Source organism: Rhizobacter sp. LjRoot28 (genome assembly GCF_964253025.1).
GTDB lineage: Bacteria > Pseudomonadota > Gammaproteobacteria > Burkholderiales > Burkholderiaceae_C > Rhizobacter.
Map to the genome: position 1 here is coordinate 2,554,574 of NZ_CAXUQC020000001.1, position 15,698 is coordinate 2,570,271.

Genomic DNA, 15,698 nt, shown 5'->3' on the forward strand with positions numbered 1-15,698 from the left:
CACCTTCCCATGACTCCTCACGGAAAGCCGAAATGAAACGATGCCTCTCCTGGCTGGCGCTCGCCGCCAGCGCCGCCTTCTTTGCCGCCTGCGGGGGCGACGACGCCCCGCCCACCCAGGAGCCGTCAGGCGGCGGACGCATCACGGGCCAGGTGGTCCAGACCGACACGGACGAACCGCTCCCGAACGCCAGCGTGAGTGTCGGCGACCGCAGCGTCCGGACGGGTCCGGACGGCCAGTTCGTCCTGGACGGTCTGCCCGCCTCCGCGACGGCCAGTGTCAAGGTGGAGGCGGCCGGTCACGGCGCCAACGTCGCACGCGTCGCAGTGTCGCAGGGTGACACCGCCGAACTGCGCGTGCGCCTCGTCAAGCTGGCCCCTGCCCGGGCAATCGACGCCAGCGTCGCGACCACCTTGACCCTGGCCGGTTCGCCCGCCCAGGTCATGTTGCCGGCCGGCGCGCTGGTGGACGCCGAGACGGGCGCTCCGGTGTCGGGCACGGTGTCGGCGAGCCTCACGGACATCGATCCCGCGAGCGACCCCGGACGCATGCCAGGCGCCTTCACCACGGAACAATCCGGCGAGGTGCGCTCGATCGAGAGTTTCGGCGCGGTCAAGGTGGACCTTCGCGATGCCAACGGCCGCCGCCTGGACCTGGCGCCCAATCAAACTGCCACGGTGCGGATTCCCTTGTCGACCCGCTCGCCCAACCCGCCGGCCACCGTGCCCCTGTTCCACTTCGACGAGACCACGGGCTTCTGGACGCAGGAAGGGAGCGCCACCCTCAAGACCGGTGACGGCGAGCCGTACTACGAAGGCACGGTGAGCCACTTCAGCTACTGGAACGCCGACATGGTCGCCGACACCGTGTGGCTCGATGGCTGCGTCGTCGACGAAGCCGGCAAGCCGGCTGGCCGCGTGCAGGTGAGCGGAAGCGGGGTCGACTATTCGGGCCTGACCAGCGCCATCACCGATGCCGAGGGCCGCTTCCGCATGCAGGTGCGCAGGAACTCCACGACGGCCGTCTGGGCGGCCACGCTGGACCGCGTCACCACCGTGCATGACGTGGCCGTCGGCGCGACCGACATGACCATGCCGGCCTGCATGAAGCTCGGCGCGGCCAACGCCGGCACGCCGGGCAAGCTCGCCCCCCGCCTGCTGCAGAACCCCCGCAACACCACCATCGAGGTGGACGGCTACGCGTTCTTCACCGCGGTGGTCGAGGGCACCCAACCCATGCAGTACCAATGGCGCCGCAACGGCCAGCCCATCGACGGCGCGGTCAGCAGCGTGCTCTTCGTCGGCCCTGCGCTGGCGACGGATGACGGTGCCGTCTTCACGGTCACCGCGACCAACGTGGCGGGCACCGTGACGAGCACCGGCGCGACGCTGACGGTCAGCACCACCCCGGTCGCTCCCGCCATCCTGCTGCAACCGCGGCCCCTCACCGTGAACGCAGGCGCCGCAGCGGTCTTCACGGTCAGCGCAACGGGCAGCAACCCCCTCGCCTACCAATGGCGACGCAATGGCATCGACATCGCGGGCGCGACGCAACCGCTGCTGTCGATCACCGCGAGCGATGCCGACAACGGCGCGGTGTACAGCGTGGTGGTGCGGAACACCGCCGGCACGGCCACCAGCGGCGGGGCCCAGCTGACGGTGGTGTCATCGACCTCGCCACCGGTCATCGTGGCAGGACCCGTCGGCCGGGTGGCCTCGGTGGGCGATTCCGTCACCTTCTCGGTGGCCGCCACCGGCAGCGGACCGCTGACCTACCGCTGGCAACGCAACGGTGTGGACATCGCACAAGCGACCGGGTCGACGTACACGCTCAATGCCATCGCCGCATCGGACCACCTCGCCGCGTTCCGCGTCGTGGTGAGCAACGCGCATGGCAGCACCCCGAGCGAGGCGGCGGTCCTGACGGTCAATGCGGGCACCAGCGACCAGACCGAACGCGTGCTGCGTCTCTTCGGCGAGTGGAGCACGGGCCTGATGGCCGTCACGGCGCCGCTCAGCGTCACCGACGAGGACTTCATCGTGTTGCCTGCGGCCGAGGTCTGCAGCACCGGCTCGGTGACCGCCACCCTGGACGGCGGCGCCCTCCCGGCTCCGGGTCAGACCCTGCCCTTCGGCACCCATGCGCTTGCGGCCCGCTTCAGCACCTGTGGCACCGATGGCGCGGTGTTCGATGGCGCGAGCAGCGTCACCTACACCATGAACGACACCGCCCTGCGCACCGGCAGTGCGGACGCCACGGTGACGGACTTCGTGCACCAGGGCACGGACCCGAACGGCGACGCCCAGTCGATCCGGACCAACGGGCAGGCCCGCATCGAGTTCGACGGCAGCCTCGTCGGCACGACCGAGACCACCAACATGCGCTTCATCCCGGCGAGCGGCTTCAGCTTCGCGCAAGTGGACTCGGGCCTCGCCTCCACCGCCGTCAGCGGCAGTGTCTCCACCCGCTTCGACGAAGTTGGCGGAATGGCCACCCGCATGCGCCAGGACTTCAGCGCCTACACCTTCACCCGCGGCGGCGTGACTTACGTCTTCAACGGTTTCGTGGCCTTCGAGTTCAACGGCACCACGGGCGCCACCGGCAGCGGCACGGTGTCCATCACGGCCAATGGCGTCGAGGTGGCCCGCATCTCCGGAACGCAGGCCGGCTATGGGGTCGAAGTGCTCAACGGCGGCATCCCGGCGAGCGCGGGCCCGTTGTCTTCGGGCGCCACGACCCGCCGCACGGCAACCATCGCCCCGATGACCGGCATGCCACGCATGCGCGCCGTGGCACGCTGAAGACCTCGCGGCCCGCCGTCATCGACGCGGGCCGCGGACCGGGCGGCCGCACGGCCGCCCCATCTCAGGCGGGCACGGTGCCGCTCTCCCGGTGGATTGCACCTTCGCCGTCGATGGTCAGGAAGTCCACGCCCTGCTCGCGCAGGAAGTCGTGCGCGCCGTCACCGATCAGCATGGCGATCGTCGTCAGCGCCCCGGCCGCCAGGCAGGTGGGCCCGGCCACGCTGACGGACTGCCAATGCGACACCGGCCAGCCGGTGTGCGGGTTCAGGATGTGGCAGTAGCGGCGTCCGCCTTCGACGAACGCACGCTCGTAGTCGCCGCTCGTGGCGAGGGCGCCGTGGGTGAGCTCAATGGACGCGATCACGCCGCCCGGCTCACGAGGATGGGCGATGCCCAGGCGCCAGGGCGAGCCATCGGCGGCCGGGCCGATCAGGCATACGTCCCCGCCCAGGTTCACCGTACCGCCGGGCACCCCGGCCTCGCGCAGCACGGTGGCCGCGCGATCTGCGGCGTACTCCTTGCCGAAGCCGCCGAAGTCGAGCTCCATGCCCGCACGCGCGAGTGACACCGACGCACCGTCCCAGCCCACCTGACGCCAGCCGATCAAGGGCAGCAGCGCCCGCACCGCATCCGGGGCCGGCACCCGCGCTGCCTTGAAGTCCCACACCCGGCGCAGGATGCCGGAGGTGATGTCGAAGAGGCCGGCGCTGGCGTCGAACAACTGGGCGGCAAAGCCGAGCAGGCCGGCGGTCTCCACGTCCACCGCAACAGGACGACCGCTGCCGGCCGCCGCATTGATGCGCGAGACGATGCTGTCGGGGCGATAGCGGGAGTACTTCGCCTCGATCCGGCGCACCTCGTCGATCGCGCGCCGGGCCGCCGATTCGGCGGCGTCGGCCTCGACGCCGCACAAGCGCAGCTGACACACCGTTCCCATGGCCTGGAACTCGAAGCCATGGTCAGGCGCACCGGGGTGCGGCGGATGCGGACGGGCCGGCGAGTTCAAAACGCCTTGCTCACGCCCACCTGCACGATGTCGGCATGCAGGGTGTCGACACCCGGCGAGCCCTTGCCGCCCAGCCGCCAGTCGGATTTCTGCGTGTAGCGCTCGTACTTCAGGTCGCCCGTCCAGTCGTGCAGCTGCACGGCCACCTTCACGCCGAGGGTGAACGCCCCGAAGGCCGACATGCGGTGGTCGGTGGTGCTGTAGACCGGCGTGCCCGGACAGGCCGGGAAGACGGTCGGATCCGGGGACGGATCGCAATAGAAGCGCGCCGCTCCCTGTGAGTGGTAGCGCAGCGAAGGGGCCAGCGACCAGAGGTCGGCCACCGGCTGAACCCAGACCGCCTCGGCGGTGTGGCCGGTGACGCCGAAGCTGTCCTTGTAGAAGCGGTAGCTGCCGCGCACCGTGCTGCCGAGCGACGGCACATGGTGGTTCCAGCGCGCCAGCACGGTGCCCTGGCGCCGCAGGTCCGGCCGGCGGTCGCCCGACTTGTAGGGATCGTTGAAATGACCACGGCCGTGGCGGTAGGCAACGTTCAGTTGCACCACGTCATTGGTGCTCAGCACCCGGGTCATTCCCACCATGGCTTCGTTCGTCCGGCGCCTGGCCGCGAGCGACGGGTCGTTGCTGGAGCCGATCTTGTCGCGCGCGACGCCGACACCCGCATGCCAGGTGGTGTTGTTGTCCTCGCTGGACACGCGGCCCTCCAGCGCTGCGGCGTTGGAGTCATAGTCGTTCTCGTGGGAACGGGCGACGCCGACCGCCACGGCGCCGCGGTGGAAGTGGCGGGTGACCTTGACGTCACCGGCTTCACGCCGATCCTTCATTCCGCCCGGGGCCTGCGTCGCGCCCGAGACGGAGCTGTAGTAGCGAGGCGTCGCGCCCGACACGTCATCCACGGTGCCACCGGCTTCGAGGGTCCAGTCGCTGCCGACCGGCGCCATGACCTGCACCGAGGGGGCCTTGACGGTGATGCGGTCGAAGCGCTCGCCGGTCGGCCGTGGCTCGTTCGGGTACGTGGCCTTCGTCTCTTGAAAGTCCTTGTAGTACAGGTACTTGAGTGACACCGAGCCCTTGTCGGGCGCGGTCTCCGCCCGCGCAACGGACGGCAGCACCCCCGGCAGGCTGAGCGCCGCGGCCACCACCGAACCGAAGCGGCGCCACGCCAGCCGCTCAGTTGCAGCCACAGCCACCCCCGCCCACCCCGGCGCCGCCGCTGGCGTTCTCCTTGCTGGCGTAGATGTGCAACGCGTTGCGTTGCTCCAGGGCGTCGCCACCCATGGACATCGCCGGCTTGGCCAGCGCGCCCTTCTCCCAGGGCTGCGGCGGCGTGAACGCCGAACAGCCGGCGAGGATCAGGACCAGCAACGCCGAAATCGACACGAGTTTCATGTTGTTCCCCGGAGCCTTGAGCAGTGCTCTGTGTTGTGTGTCGTGTGTCGTGCGCGAAATCGTGTGCCGTGCGGTCTGCCTGGGGGTGAGTCAGGACGTCCCGTCAGCGCACCGGCGGCAGCGCCGCCACGATGGCCGCTTCGAGCGCTTGCCGTTGTTCGGGCCGAAACCCTTCGTGCACCCGTACGACCCGGCCGTCCGGCCCGATCAGCACCGAACTGGGCATGCCCTTGAGGGCGTAGCGCCGTGCGGTCTCACCCGTCGGGTCGAAGCCCACCGGGAAGGAGGCCGGCACCTGCGCGAGGAACTTCTCCCCATCCGCGCGCTTGGCATCCAGGTTGACGGCCACGACCTGCAGACCCCGTTCGCCATAGCGGGCCTGCATGTCGTTCATCCAGGGGAAGGACTGGCGGCACGGCCCGCACCACGACGCCCAGAAGTCGAGGTAGACGAGCTTGCCCTGCAGTGGCGCCAGGCTCACAGGCCCCTTGCTTCCTGGCAGTTCGATTGCGGGTGCGGCTTGGCCGGACTCCACCGCCTGAGCGCGGAATGCCGTGGCCATGCCGGCCAATGCCAAGGTCAAGGCGACGACTGCCACCGCCCACCGTTCCCTGCGCCTGACTTCCATTGCGATACCTTCCCTTACGTCCCGAGGGCCGCGAGGCCCCATGGTTCGTACATAGCAGGAGGCTTGCCAGGCTGGCGCGCGTGGCGCGCTGCCGCCTTCACCGGCGCAGGCGCACAGAAATGGTCGGACCGGGTGCCGGGAATTGTCACCGGCGAACCGGTTCAGCCGGTGCGGTCGTCCTCGCCGCGGGCCTGGCGGGTCTGCAGCAACACGCGCTGCGGCCCGGGGAACTCCACCTTCTCCGAGGTGAGCGCGTCGAGGATGGCGAGGTTGACCTCGGCCTTGACCCGGTCCTGATCGTTGTTCGGGTCGGTGAGCCAGTAGCGGATGGTCAACTCCATGCCGTTGGCGACGAAGTTGCTCAACTGCACGAAGGGCTTGAGCACGCGCGGGTTTCCGGCCAACGCGGCTTCGAGCTTCGGGCCCAGGGCCCGCACGTCGGTGCCGTACGCCACCTGCAGGACCACCGAGATGAGCACCTGGGACTCGGCCGTGGCGAGGGATGCGTTCTCCACGCGCTGCACGATCAGCATCTCGTTGGGCACGATGGCCTCGCGCCCGTTGGTGGCCCGGATCACGGTGTAGCGCGTCCGGATGTCGGTGATGCGGCCCTCGAAGTTGTCCACCTTCACCATGTCGCCGATGCGCAGGCTGCGCTCGGCCAGGATGACGAAGCCGCTGACGTAGTTGGCCGCGATCTTCTGCAGGCCGAAGCCGATGCCCACGCCGGCGGCGCCCCCGAGCACGCTCAGCGCAGTCAGGTTGATGCCCACCGCCGACATGGCGAAGATGAGGCCGATGAAGAGCAGCACCGCGCGCACCACGTTGGCCACGACCTTGCGAAGGGAGAGGTCGTTGCCGGTGCCGCGCACCAGCTTCTTTTCGATCGAGGCGGACACCCAGAGCGCCAGGACCATGACCACGGCGGCCGTCAGCGAGCCTTCGATCATGGTGCGCACCGACACGTTGGCGCCGCCGATCTTCAGGTAGACCTTGTCGAGTTCGTCCAGCACGGCGGGCATCACGCCCGTGATCCACAGCACGGCAACGATCCACGCCAGCCACGACACCGTCCGCTCGAACGCACGCGCCCATTCCGATTGCGGGAAGGCGTGGGACAGCACTCGCACCAGCAGGCGGATGGCCACCAGCGAGCTGAGAATCGGAATGGCGACCTTGAACACCGCGCCCTTCAGCACCACGCCGACGAGCAGGTACTGCGCAAGCAGGGCGAACACGAGGGCCAGCACCGGGAACAACACGCCATCCACGGTCTTGCGCCCGAACAGCACCGACCCCTCGAACCTCACGATGCGGCGAAGCCCCTTGCAGACGAGCCAGGAGCCGAGCAGGCAGGCGGCCAGCACCGCAGCGCCCATGAGCGCCGACGGCGAGGTGAGTTGGCGCAGCAGGATGTGAAGGTCGTCGAAGTTCATGAAAGCGGCAGGCAGGAAGACATCCCCGGATCACGCGCGCCCGGGGCAGCAAGGCGGGCGAGGGTCAGAGGTCGGCGAGCACCCGCAGGTGGGTGGCCACGCTGCGCGACAGGGCGCTCAGGTCATAGCCACCTTCGAGACAGGAGACGATGCGCCCCCCGGCATGCCGATCGGCCACTTCCTTGATGCGGCGGGTCATCCACTCGTAGTCCGCCTCGACGAGGCCGAGCTGACCCAGGTCGTCTTCGCGGTGACCATCGAAGCCGGCGGAGATGAACACCATCTGCGGCTTGAAGGCTTCGAGGCGAGGCATCCACATGGCCTCGATCATCTCGCGGATCTCGTCGCCCCGGGTGTAGGGCGGCACGGGCACGTTGACCATGTTGGGGCCGAGCGGCACACCGCCGCTGCCGGGATACAGCGGGTGCTGGAAGATGCTCACCATCAGGATGCGGTCGTCGCCCGCCACGATGTCTTCCGTGCCGTTGCCGTGGTGCACGTCGAAGTCGACGATGGCGACCCGCTTCAGCCCCCGGCGGTCGAGCGCATGCCGCGCGGCGACCGCCACGTTGTTGAAGAAGCAGAACCCCATGGTTTCGTGGCGCGTGGCATGGTGGCCGGGCGGGCGCACCGCGCAGAAGGCGTTGCTCACCTCGCCGTCGATCACCGCGTCGGTGGCAGCCACGGCCGCACCGGCGGCCCGCTGGACGGCGCGCCACGTGCCCGGCGCTGCCACGGTGTCGGGGTCGACCGCCCGGGACTCTCCCGCCGCTTCGATCTGCGACAGCATGTCGCGCAACTCGGCGATGTAGCCGTTGTCATGGGCAAGCGCCACGTCGGACAGGTCGACGAGCGGCGCCTCACGGTGCTCCAGGGCGACGTCGAGGCCGCTGGCCAGGAGAAAATCGCTGATGGCGCCGAGCCGCTCCGGGCACTCCGGATGGCCGCGGCCCATGTCATGACCGGCGCATTCGGGGTGGCTGTAATAGGCGGTTGCCATGCGTGTCTCGTGTTGCGGTTTCGGGTAAGGTGCGCGGCATGACACACCCAGACGCCTTCAGTAGTTGCAGTCCACATTGTCCGCCGGCTTCGGCGGCCGAGGGCCCGGTCACATGGTGAATCCCGATCTTGCGCCGCGCCTCATCGGGCTTATCGACCAGATTAGCACGATCATCGTCGGCAAACGTCCGCACATACGCGACTGTGTGGCCTGCCTGTTGGCCGGCGGCCACCTGCTGATCGAGGACGTGCCGGGGGTCGGCAAGACCACCCTCGCCCACGCCTTGTCCGTGTCGCTCGGCCTGCGCTTTTCACGCACCCAGTTCACCGCCGACCTGATGCCGTCCGACCTGGTCGGCGTGAGCATCTACGAGCGCAGCAAGGAAGGCTTCGTCTTCCACCCGGGGCCCGTCTTCGCGCAGGTGCTGCTCGCCGACGAGATCAACCGGGCCGGGCCCAAGACCCAGAGCGCGCTGCTCGAGGCGATGGAAGAGCACCAGGTCACCGTCGAGGGCGAAACCCGTCCCCTGCCGGTGCCCTTCTTCGTGATCGCCACCCAGAACCCCACCGACCAGCTCGGCACCTACCCCTTGCCCGAGTCGCAGCTCGACCGCTTCCTGATGTGCCTCACGCTCGGCTACCCCGACCAGGCCAGCGAGCGCGCGCTGCTCGCCGGCACCGACCGGCGCGAGGCCATCCATGCCCTGCAGCCCGTCATGACCCCCGAGGAACTGGTGGCGGCCCAGCAGGAGGTGCTCAAGGTCCACGCCTCCGATGCCTTGCTCGACTACCTGCAGTCGCTCATCGCCGCCACCCGCAGTGGCAAATGGTTCGTCGACGGGCTCAGCCCGCGCGCCGGCATCGCGATCCTGCGGGCGGCCAAGGCCATCGCGTTGCTCGACCAGCGCGACTACGTCGCGCCCGACGACGTGCAAGCCATCCTCCCACAGACCGTCGCGCACCGCCTGGTGCCGGTGGCCGGTGCCGGCCGTGGTCCCCGTGAACAAGTGCGCGCCATGCTCGAAGCCGTCGCCCTGCCCTGAATCCCGCGCGGTCTGAAGGCGCTGCCCAGCGAGGGCGGCGCCTACAATTCGCGCCCTGCTCCGAAGTTTCCCCATGTTCAAGAACGTCCTCATCTACCGCATCTCCCAATGGGACGCTTCGTCCCTCGACCAGATCGAAGACCGCCTCGCGGCCGGGCGCTTCATGGCGTGCAGCGCCACGCAGCCCGAGTCCGCCGGTTGGGTGCAGCCTCGCGGCGACAAGCACACGTCCCTGATGGAGAGCATCGGTGGCCAGCTCATCCTGCGCCTGGCCGTCGAGCGCAAGGCGGTGCCGGGCTCGGCCGTGAAAAGCCGGCTGGAGGAGCGGCTCGACAAGATCGAGCAGGAGACCGGTCGCCGTCCCAAGGGGAAGGCAGCCAAGGAAATCAAGGAAGAGGTCCTCCAGGAGCTGCTTCCGCGTGCGTTTCCCAAGCGCGGCTCACACCTCATCTGGATCGACCCGCAGGCCGGCTTCGTGATCGTGAACGCAGGCAGCGTCAAGGGGGCCGACCGCATCATCACCCTGCTGGTCGAAACCCTCGGCGGCGGCATCGTGCTGCGCCTCGTGCAGACCCAGGTCGCCCCGGCCACGGCCATGGCCGAGTGGCTGCAGTCGAAGGAGGCGCCGGCGGGCTTCACCGTCGACCGCGAGTGCGAGCTCAAGCAACCTGACAGCGAGAAGTCCGCCGTCCGCTACGCCCGCCACACCCTCGACATCGACGAGGTCGGCGAGCACATCAAGCAGGGCAAGCTGCCCACTCAGCTGGCCATGACCTGGTCCGACCGGGTGTCGTTCATGCTCACCGAAGGCATGGCCATCAAGAAGATCAAGCTCCTCGACGTTGTCACCGACGAGAAGACCTCTGCCAACGCCAGCAAGGACGACGACGGCTTCGACGCCGACGTTGCCATCAGCACCGGCGAGCTGCGCCAGCTGATCCCCGACCTGCTGGCCGCGCTCGGCGGCGAGCAGGACAGCACCCTGGCTGCCGTCACCAGCACGGCCACGGCGCCGGCGCGCCCGGACAAGCTCGCGGCCTGAGCGACCTCGCCGACCAAAGAAAAGGCCACCCGAGGGTGGCCTTTTGCTTTGCTGCTGGCGATGGCGTCATGCGCGCCATCTGCCCGCGACCATCGCTGCGCACCCCGGCGAGGGTGCACCGGCCTCCAGCGCAAGCCGGAGGCCGCGGTGATCAGTACGGGCAGGTGTTGCGGCGGTCGGACACCTCGGTCGTGTTGACCGTCGCGTTGTACTCCGCACCGCACAGGAAGGTGCTGTAGCGGGTGTCGTTGTCGACAAAGCGCTTCACCCACGAGATGCCCAGCTTGCCCAGGGTCTCGTAGTGCCCGCCGCCGTTCATCACGCAGAAGTGATCGTCGCCGCGCATCTCGACGTAGTTCTTCTTGGTGCTGGACGGGATCGCGTTGTAGAACGGGCTTGCGTGCGAGGAGACCCCTGCGATGGCGTCGTTCTGGCAGGCGAAGATGAAGGTCGGCACGCTGATGCTGCGGAAGGCCAGCGACGAGGTGTTCCACGGTGCCATCGGAATGGCTGCCTTCAGCGACGGGTTGTCGGCTGCAGCGATGAGGGTACCTCCACCGCCCATCGAGTGGCCGGCCACGGCGCGGCGGGTGCCGTCGACCTTGCCGTACAGCGGGCTGGTGCTGCGGTTGCCTTGCGTGACCACGTGGTTCAGGCCGGCCATGAGCTGCGTGGCGCGGCTTCCCGGCTGGTCGTACAGGGAGTTCGTCTCGATGACGATCACCACGAAGCCATGCGAGGAGAGGCGTTCGCCCCAGAAGTACATCGTGGAGGCGGAGCCGGTGAAGCCCGGCGACACGGCGACGACGCCGTACTTGCCCGCGGTGGTGGGATACCAGATGCGGCCGCCACCGAAACCGGATGCGGAAAGCCTGGAGACGTCGACGGTGCGAGTGGCAAAGGTGCCTGCGCGCTCGAGGGCCGATGCGGTCGGGTCCGGACCCTTGGCGTACTGGGCGAAGGCAGAGGCCGTGGTGAGCAATGCGGCGGCAACCGCCGCAACGCGGAACTTCTTGAACATGGTGTCTCCTGTTATGGATGGAATGATTTCCGACCCGGGCATTCGCCTGGGCCGGCCGCAGGGGCTTGTCCCGGACCTTGATGAATCAAGGTCCATGCGCCTCCGTCGACCGGAGTGGATATTCCCAGATCGGCGATCCAAAAGAATTGGAAGTTTCCCTACGAACCCGCTTGAGTATTCAAACCGGTACACGCTTCACCCCTGCAAAACCCATGGAATTTCGTGCACTCCGAGGGTAAGCACTTTGCCTTCAGGTATATGCGCGTGAATATGTTCTGCCTGACAGACCTGTCGTCGCGGTGATTATGTTCTGTCTGTCAGACCGTTTTGACGCGTGAATATCATTCGCCCCGTTCGGCTGTCGGGCAAGCCTCGACCGGCTTCGAGGGGCGCAGCGACCGCGAGGGCGAACCCGACTGCGCAAACCGGCCCGGTGCCTTATTCTTCACGGCAAGCGCCCAACGAAGGCGCCTCCTCACGAGAACGGAAGAGACAAACCATGCTGATCGTCACCAACAAGTCGAGGCGGCTGCCGCTGGCCCTCGCCGTCGCGGCCGGCTTGGCCGGCATCGCGGCCATCATCTGGCTGTCGTCGGGCGGCGCGCTCGGAGATCGCCCGGCCGTGCCATCGGCGCCTCCGACGCCTGCCACCCCCACCGCACAGGTCAACGCGCCGGCGCGTCCGCTCGGCCTGCCCGGCATGGGCGCCGACCTCCCACCTGCCCCTGCCGAGGACCCCGCCCGGGTGTTCGACCTGGGCTATGCCGGCGGCCTGGTCATCGATCCCGGCACCGTGACCGCGCTCGATCGCCTGCACACCCTCCTCGGCGAGAATCCGACGCCGGACGACATCGCCAAGCTCGAGAACAAGCTGCGCGAAGGCCTGCCCCGCGAGGAGGCCGAGAAGGCCATCAACCTCTTCCGCGGCTACCGCACCTACAACACCGCCATGCGAGAGGAGGTCATGCAAATGGGCATTCCGACCACCCGGGCGGAAGCTGACGCGCTCATCGCGCGCATGGAGGGCATCCAGCATCGCAGCTTCGAACCGCAGGCGGTCGACGCGATGTTCGGCGACCAGAACAGGCTGTCGCGGACCGTGCTGGACGCGGCCCTGATCCAGATGGATCCGAACCTCACCCACGCCCAGAAGAAGGAGCAGCTCGACGCCCTGCGCGCCACCGTGCCCGAAGCACAACGCAATTCCATCCCGGAATTGCCCGCCGAGCCGCCGTCGTCCCCGACGCAGTGAGTCTGCGGGGCAGTACGATTCGCCGATGCCGTCTGCCCCGAGTGCCCGCCTCTTTCCCCTGCTCCACCCGTTTGCCGCCATCCGCCAGCGCTTTCGCGCCTGGTGGCTGCAGCGCCTGCCCTGCACCGACACCCAACTGCTGACCCAGGGCAACATCTACATCCTCCCCACGGGGGCGGGACTGATGTTCGGCGCCACCTTGATCGTGCTGCTCCTGGCCTCGATCAACTACCAGCTCAACCTGGGCTACATCCTCACCTTCCTCCTGACAGGCAGCGGCGTGGTGTCGATGCACCTGACGCACAGCACCCTGCGCGGCCTGACGCTGCAGCTTCGCTCGCCGCAGCCGGTGTTCACCGGAACGCCCGCGGTGCTGGACGTCACCCTGGGCAACACCGGCCGGGCCCGCTTCGGCATCGGCCTTCGCGTGGAGTCGCAGCCGGCCCAAGGCCTGACCTGGACTGACGTCGAGGCCGGCGGGCACGCCCACGCCCAGGTGAGCTTCGTGCCGCCGACGCGCGGCCTTCACCCGGTTCCCGCCCTGGTGGCCGAGACCCGTTTCCCGCTCGGCCTCTTCCGCGCCTGGGCGGTATGGCGGCCGGCCGCGCGCGTCCTGGCCTACCCCGCCCCTGAGCACCCGGCCGCGCCCTTGCCGGTGAGGCGGGCAGCGGGACACGGCAAGTCCACCGCCCGGCGCGCATCCGACGGCGGCGAGGTGGAAGGCGTGCGCGGCTACCGCCGCGGCGATCCGCTCAAGCTCGTGCTCTGGAAGAAGGCTGCCCGCCAGCTGGAAACCGGTGGTGAGCTGGTCAGCCGCGACACGAGCGCGGTCGCCCAGCAGGACCTGTGGCTGGAGTGGGACCAGTGTGCCGGCTTGCCGCCGGAGTCCAGGCTCTCGCGACTTGCAGCCTGGCTGCTGGTTGCCGAGCGTGCCGGCACGCCGCACGGCCTGCGCCTTCCCGGGCTGCAGATCGAACCCGACGTGGGCGACGCGCACCAGCGCCGCTGCCTGGAAGGGCTGGCCCTGTGGCAATGACGACGACCCTTCCCCGCTGGCGCGGTCTTCGCCACTTGCCGCGCGAGGCGCGTGACACGCTGTTCCTCCTGGTCGTCATTGCCTGGACGGTGCTGCCGCACGTGGGCCATCTGCCGCTGTGGTGCTCCCTCCTCACCGCCACCGTGCTGATGTGGCGCGCCTGGCTCGCCGCCACCAACTCGCCGTTGCCCGGACGCTGGCTGCCGGTGGCGGTGCTCGTCGTGGCCACCGCCTGCACCTTGTTGTCCTTCCGCACCCTGCTCGGCAAGGAGCCCGGGGTCACCATGGCCGTGGTCCTGATGGCCCTGAAGACCCTCGAACTGCGCGCCCGGCGCGATGCGTTCGTGGTCTTCTTCCTCGGCTTCTTCCTCGTGCTCACGCATTTCCTCTATTCGCAGTCCCTGTTGGTGGCCTTTGCCATGCTGGGCTCGGTATGGGGCATGCTCACCGCGCTGGTGCTGGCGCACATGCCCGTGGGCCGCCCGCCGCTGCGACAGGCGGGAGCGCTGGCGTTGCGCACCGCGGCGCTCGGTGCACCGGTCATGGTGCTGCTGTTCCTGCTGTTCCCGCGGATGGGCCCGTTGTGGGGCGTGCCGCAGGACGCGCTCGCGACCACCGGGCTCTCCAACGAACTCAGCTTCGGCTCGGTGGCGGAGATCGCCACCGACGACCGCATTGCCATGCGCCTCCGGTTCCCTGACGGCGCCCCGGCGCCGAGCCAGCTCTATTTCCGCGGGCCCGTGCTCACGCGCTTCGACGGCCGCGTCTGGTCGCCTCTCAACACCGACTACCCGTTGCCGCCGCGCGACGAGGGGCTGGTCGTGAACGGCCAGGGCGTGCGCTACGAGGTCACGCTCGAACCGTCACGCCTGCCGGTGCTGGCACTCCTCGATGCGACGCCCGCGTTGCCACGGCTCGACGGCCTGTGGACGCGCCGGCGCGAGGACCTCGGCTGGGCCACCAACCGTCCGGTGCGAGAGCGTATTCGCTTTGCAACGACGGCGTACCCGAACTTTCGCCTCGACGCCGACGGCCTGTCCCAGGCCGCCAACGCCGAGGCGCTGCGGTTGCCCGAGTCGGTGGCGCCGCGCACGCGTGCCTGGGCGCGGGAACTGCGGGCACAGCCGGCACTGGCGCGCGCCGATGCGGCCGCCCTCAGCGCCGCCGTGATGCAGCACATCCGCAGCAGCGGCTACACCTACACCCTCGCGCCGGGGGCTTACGGCGAAGTGGATCCCGCGGCCGCCATCGATGAGTTCTGGCTCGACCGTCGCGAGGGCTTCTGTGAACACTTCGCTGCCACCTATGTCGTCATCCTGAGGGAGCTTGGCGTGCCGGCTCGCATCGTGACCGGCTTTCAGGGAACCGACCCCACGGTGGTCGACGGCTTTCACATCGTCCGGCAAAGCCAGGCCCACGCCTGGGCGGAGTACTGGCACCCGGCACGAGGCTGGACCCGGGCGGACCCCACCGCGGCGGTGGCACCCGAACGCATCTTCAGCAGCCGCAACCTGCGGCCGCCACCGGGATTGATGAGCGGCGCCATCGACACCGTCAGCCCGGAGCTCAGTGCGCGGCTGCGCGCGCTGTGGGAGTCGGTCGACAACCGGTGGAACCAGTGGGTGCTGAACTATGCACGCGGACAGCAGCTCGACCTGCTGTCCCGCCTCGGCTTCACGGCGCCGAGCTGGCAGGACCTGGCCCGGTTGCTGGTGCTCGTGCTCACCGGCTTGAGCCTCGCCGGCGCCGCCTGGGCCTGGTGGGACCGCCAGCGCCAGGACCCGTGGCGCCGCCAGGCCCTGGCGATCGCTGCCCTGCTGCGCCCGCTCGGCATCGAGGCGGCGCTGCATGACACGCCGCGGCAGTTGGCCATGCTCGTGGGACAGCGCTTCGGCGACGCGGGCGAGCCGCTTGCCCGGTTGCTGCTGAATCTGGAGCGCGAGCGCTACGGCCCATCCGCCATCACCCGGCCGTCGAGCGCCTGGCTTTCGGCGCTGCGGGGCGCATCGCGCCGCCTGCGTTCTGCCGGCCCCATCACCTGA

13 protein-coding genes are annotated in these 15,698 nt (G+C 69.1%); 6 read left to right on the top strand and 7 right to left on the bottom strand.

The annotated features are described in order from the left end of the window. Positions 1-32: 32 nt before the first annotated feature. Positions 33-2,801 carry a carboxypeptidase regulatory-like domain-containing protein gene (locus tag ACSQ2F_RS11650; RefSeq protein ID WP_436022904.1) on the top strand — a complete coding sequence of 923 codons (2,769 nt, stop codon included), beginning with the start codon at positions 33-35 and terminating at the stop codon, positions 2,799-2,801. 64 nt (positions 2,802-2,865) lie between these two features. Here the strand turns inward: ACSQ2F_RS11650 and ACSQ2F_RS11655 are convergent, their stop codons facing one another. The 6 genes from ACSQ2F_RS11655 to ACSQ2F_RS11680 all read right to left on the bottom strand — a co-directional run bounded on the left by ACSQ2F_RS11655 (position 2,866) and on the right by ACSQ2F_RS11680 (position 8,263). Next, positions 2,866-3,741, bottom strand: coding sequence for an FAD:protein FMN transferase (locus ACSQ2F_RS11655; RefSeq protein ID WP_436022906.1), 876 nt, complete (start codon positions 3,739-3,741; stop codon positions 2,866-2,868). Between the two features lie 65 nt (positions 3,742-3,806). Then, positions 3,807-4,994 (bottom strand): DUF3570 domain-containing protein, encoded by a 1,188-nt coding sequence (locus tag ACSQ2F_RS11660; RefSeq protein WP_436022908.1) that lies wholly within the window; start codon positions 4,992-4,994, stop codon positions 3,807-3,809. Then, the gene (locus ACSQ2F_RS11665) at positions 4,981-5,199 is read right to left on the bottom strand and encodes a DUF4266 domain-containing protein (RefSeq protein WP_436022910.1); all 219 of its coding nucleotides are present in this window, start codon (positions 5,197-5,199) and stop codon (positions 4,981-4,983) included. The genes ACSQ2F_RS11660 and ACSQ2F_RS11665 overlap by 14 nt, the downstream gene beginning before the upstream one ends. A gap of 103 nt (positions 5,200-5,302) precedes the next feature. Continuing rightward, the gene (locus ACSQ2F_RS11670; protein ID WP_436022912.1) at positions 5,303-5,797 is read right to left on the bottom strand and encodes a TlpA family protein disulfide reductase; all 495 of its coding nucleotides are present in this window, start codon (positions 5,795-5,797) and stop codon (positions 5,303-5,305) included. Positions 5,798-5,988: 191 nt separating this feature from the next. After that, complete coding sequence (locus ACSQ2F_RS11675) at positions 5,989-7,263, bottom strand: mechanosensitive ion channel family protein (RefSeq protein ID WP_436022914.1); 1,275 nt, start codon at positions 7,261-7,263, stop codon at positions 5,989-5,991. Positions 7,264-7,327: 64 nt separating this feature from the next. Further along, the gene (locus ACSQ2F_RS11680; protein WP_436022916.1) at positions 7,328-8,263 is read right to left on the bottom strand and encodes a histone deacetylase family protein; all 936 of its coding nucleotides are present in this window, start codon (positions 8,261-8,263) and stop codon (positions 7,328-7,330) included. Between the two features lie 112 nt (positions 8,264-8,375). On the opposite strand from ACSQ2F_RS11680, the gene ACSQ2F_RS11685 reads away from it, so the two are divergent. Together ACSQ2F_RS11685 and ACSQ2F_RS11690 are read left to right on the top strand one after the other, a co-directional pair. After that, positions 8,376-9,305 carry an AAA family ATPase gene (locus ACSQ2F_RS11685; protein ID WP_436022918.1) on the top strand — a complete coding sequence of 310 codons (930 nt, stop codon included), beginning with the start codon at positions 8,376-8,378 and terminating at the stop codon, positions 9,303-9,305. Between the two features lie 73 nt (positions 9,306-9,378). Then, positions 9,379-10,347: a recombination-associated protein RdgC gene (locus ACSQ2F_RS11690; RefSeq protein ID WP_436022920.1), complete on the top strand. Its 969-nt coding sequence runs from the start codon at positions 9,379-9,381 to the stop codon at positions 10,345-10,347. Positions 10,348-10,498: 151 nt separating this feature from the next. Here ACSQ2F_RS11690 and ACSQ2F_RS11695 read toward each other — a convergent pair whose 3' ends face one another. Then, positions 10,499-11,368, bottom strand: coding sequence for an alpha/beta hydrolase family protein (locus tag ACSQ2F_RS11695; protein ID WP_436022922.1), 870 nt, complete (start codon positions 11,366-11,368; stop codon positions 10,499-10,501). A gap of 499 nt (positions 11,369-11,867) precedes the next feature. On the opposite strand from ACSQ2F_RS11695, the gene ACSQ2F_RS11700 reads away from it, so the two are divergent. The 3 genes from ACSQ2F_RS11700 to ACSQ2F_RS11710 are packed head-to-tail and all read left to right on the top strand — an operon-like array spanning position 11,868 to position 15,698. Further along, positions 11,868-12,620 (top strand): lipase secretion chaperone, encoded by a 753-nt coding sequence (locus tag ACSQ2F_RS11700; RefSeq protein ID WP_436022924.1) that lies wholly within the window; start codon positions 11,868-11,870, stop codon positions 12,618-12,620. A gap of 25 nt (positions 12,621-12,645) precedes the next feature. Continuing rightward, the gene (locus ACSQ2F_RS11705) at positions 12,646-13,656 is read left to right on the top strand and encodes a DUF58 domain-containing protein (protein WP_436022926.1); all 1,011 of its coding nucleotides are present in this window, start codon (positions 12,646-12,648) and stop codon (positions 13,654-13,656) included. Next, positions 13,653-15,698, top strand: coding sequence for a transglutaminaseTgpA domain-containing protein (locus ACSQ2F_RS11710; protein ID WP_436022928.1), 2,046 nt, complete (start codon positions 13,653-13,655; stop codon positions 15,696-15,698). The genes ACSQ2F_RS11705 and ACSQ2F_RS11710 overlap by 4 nt, the downstream gene beginning before the upstream one ends.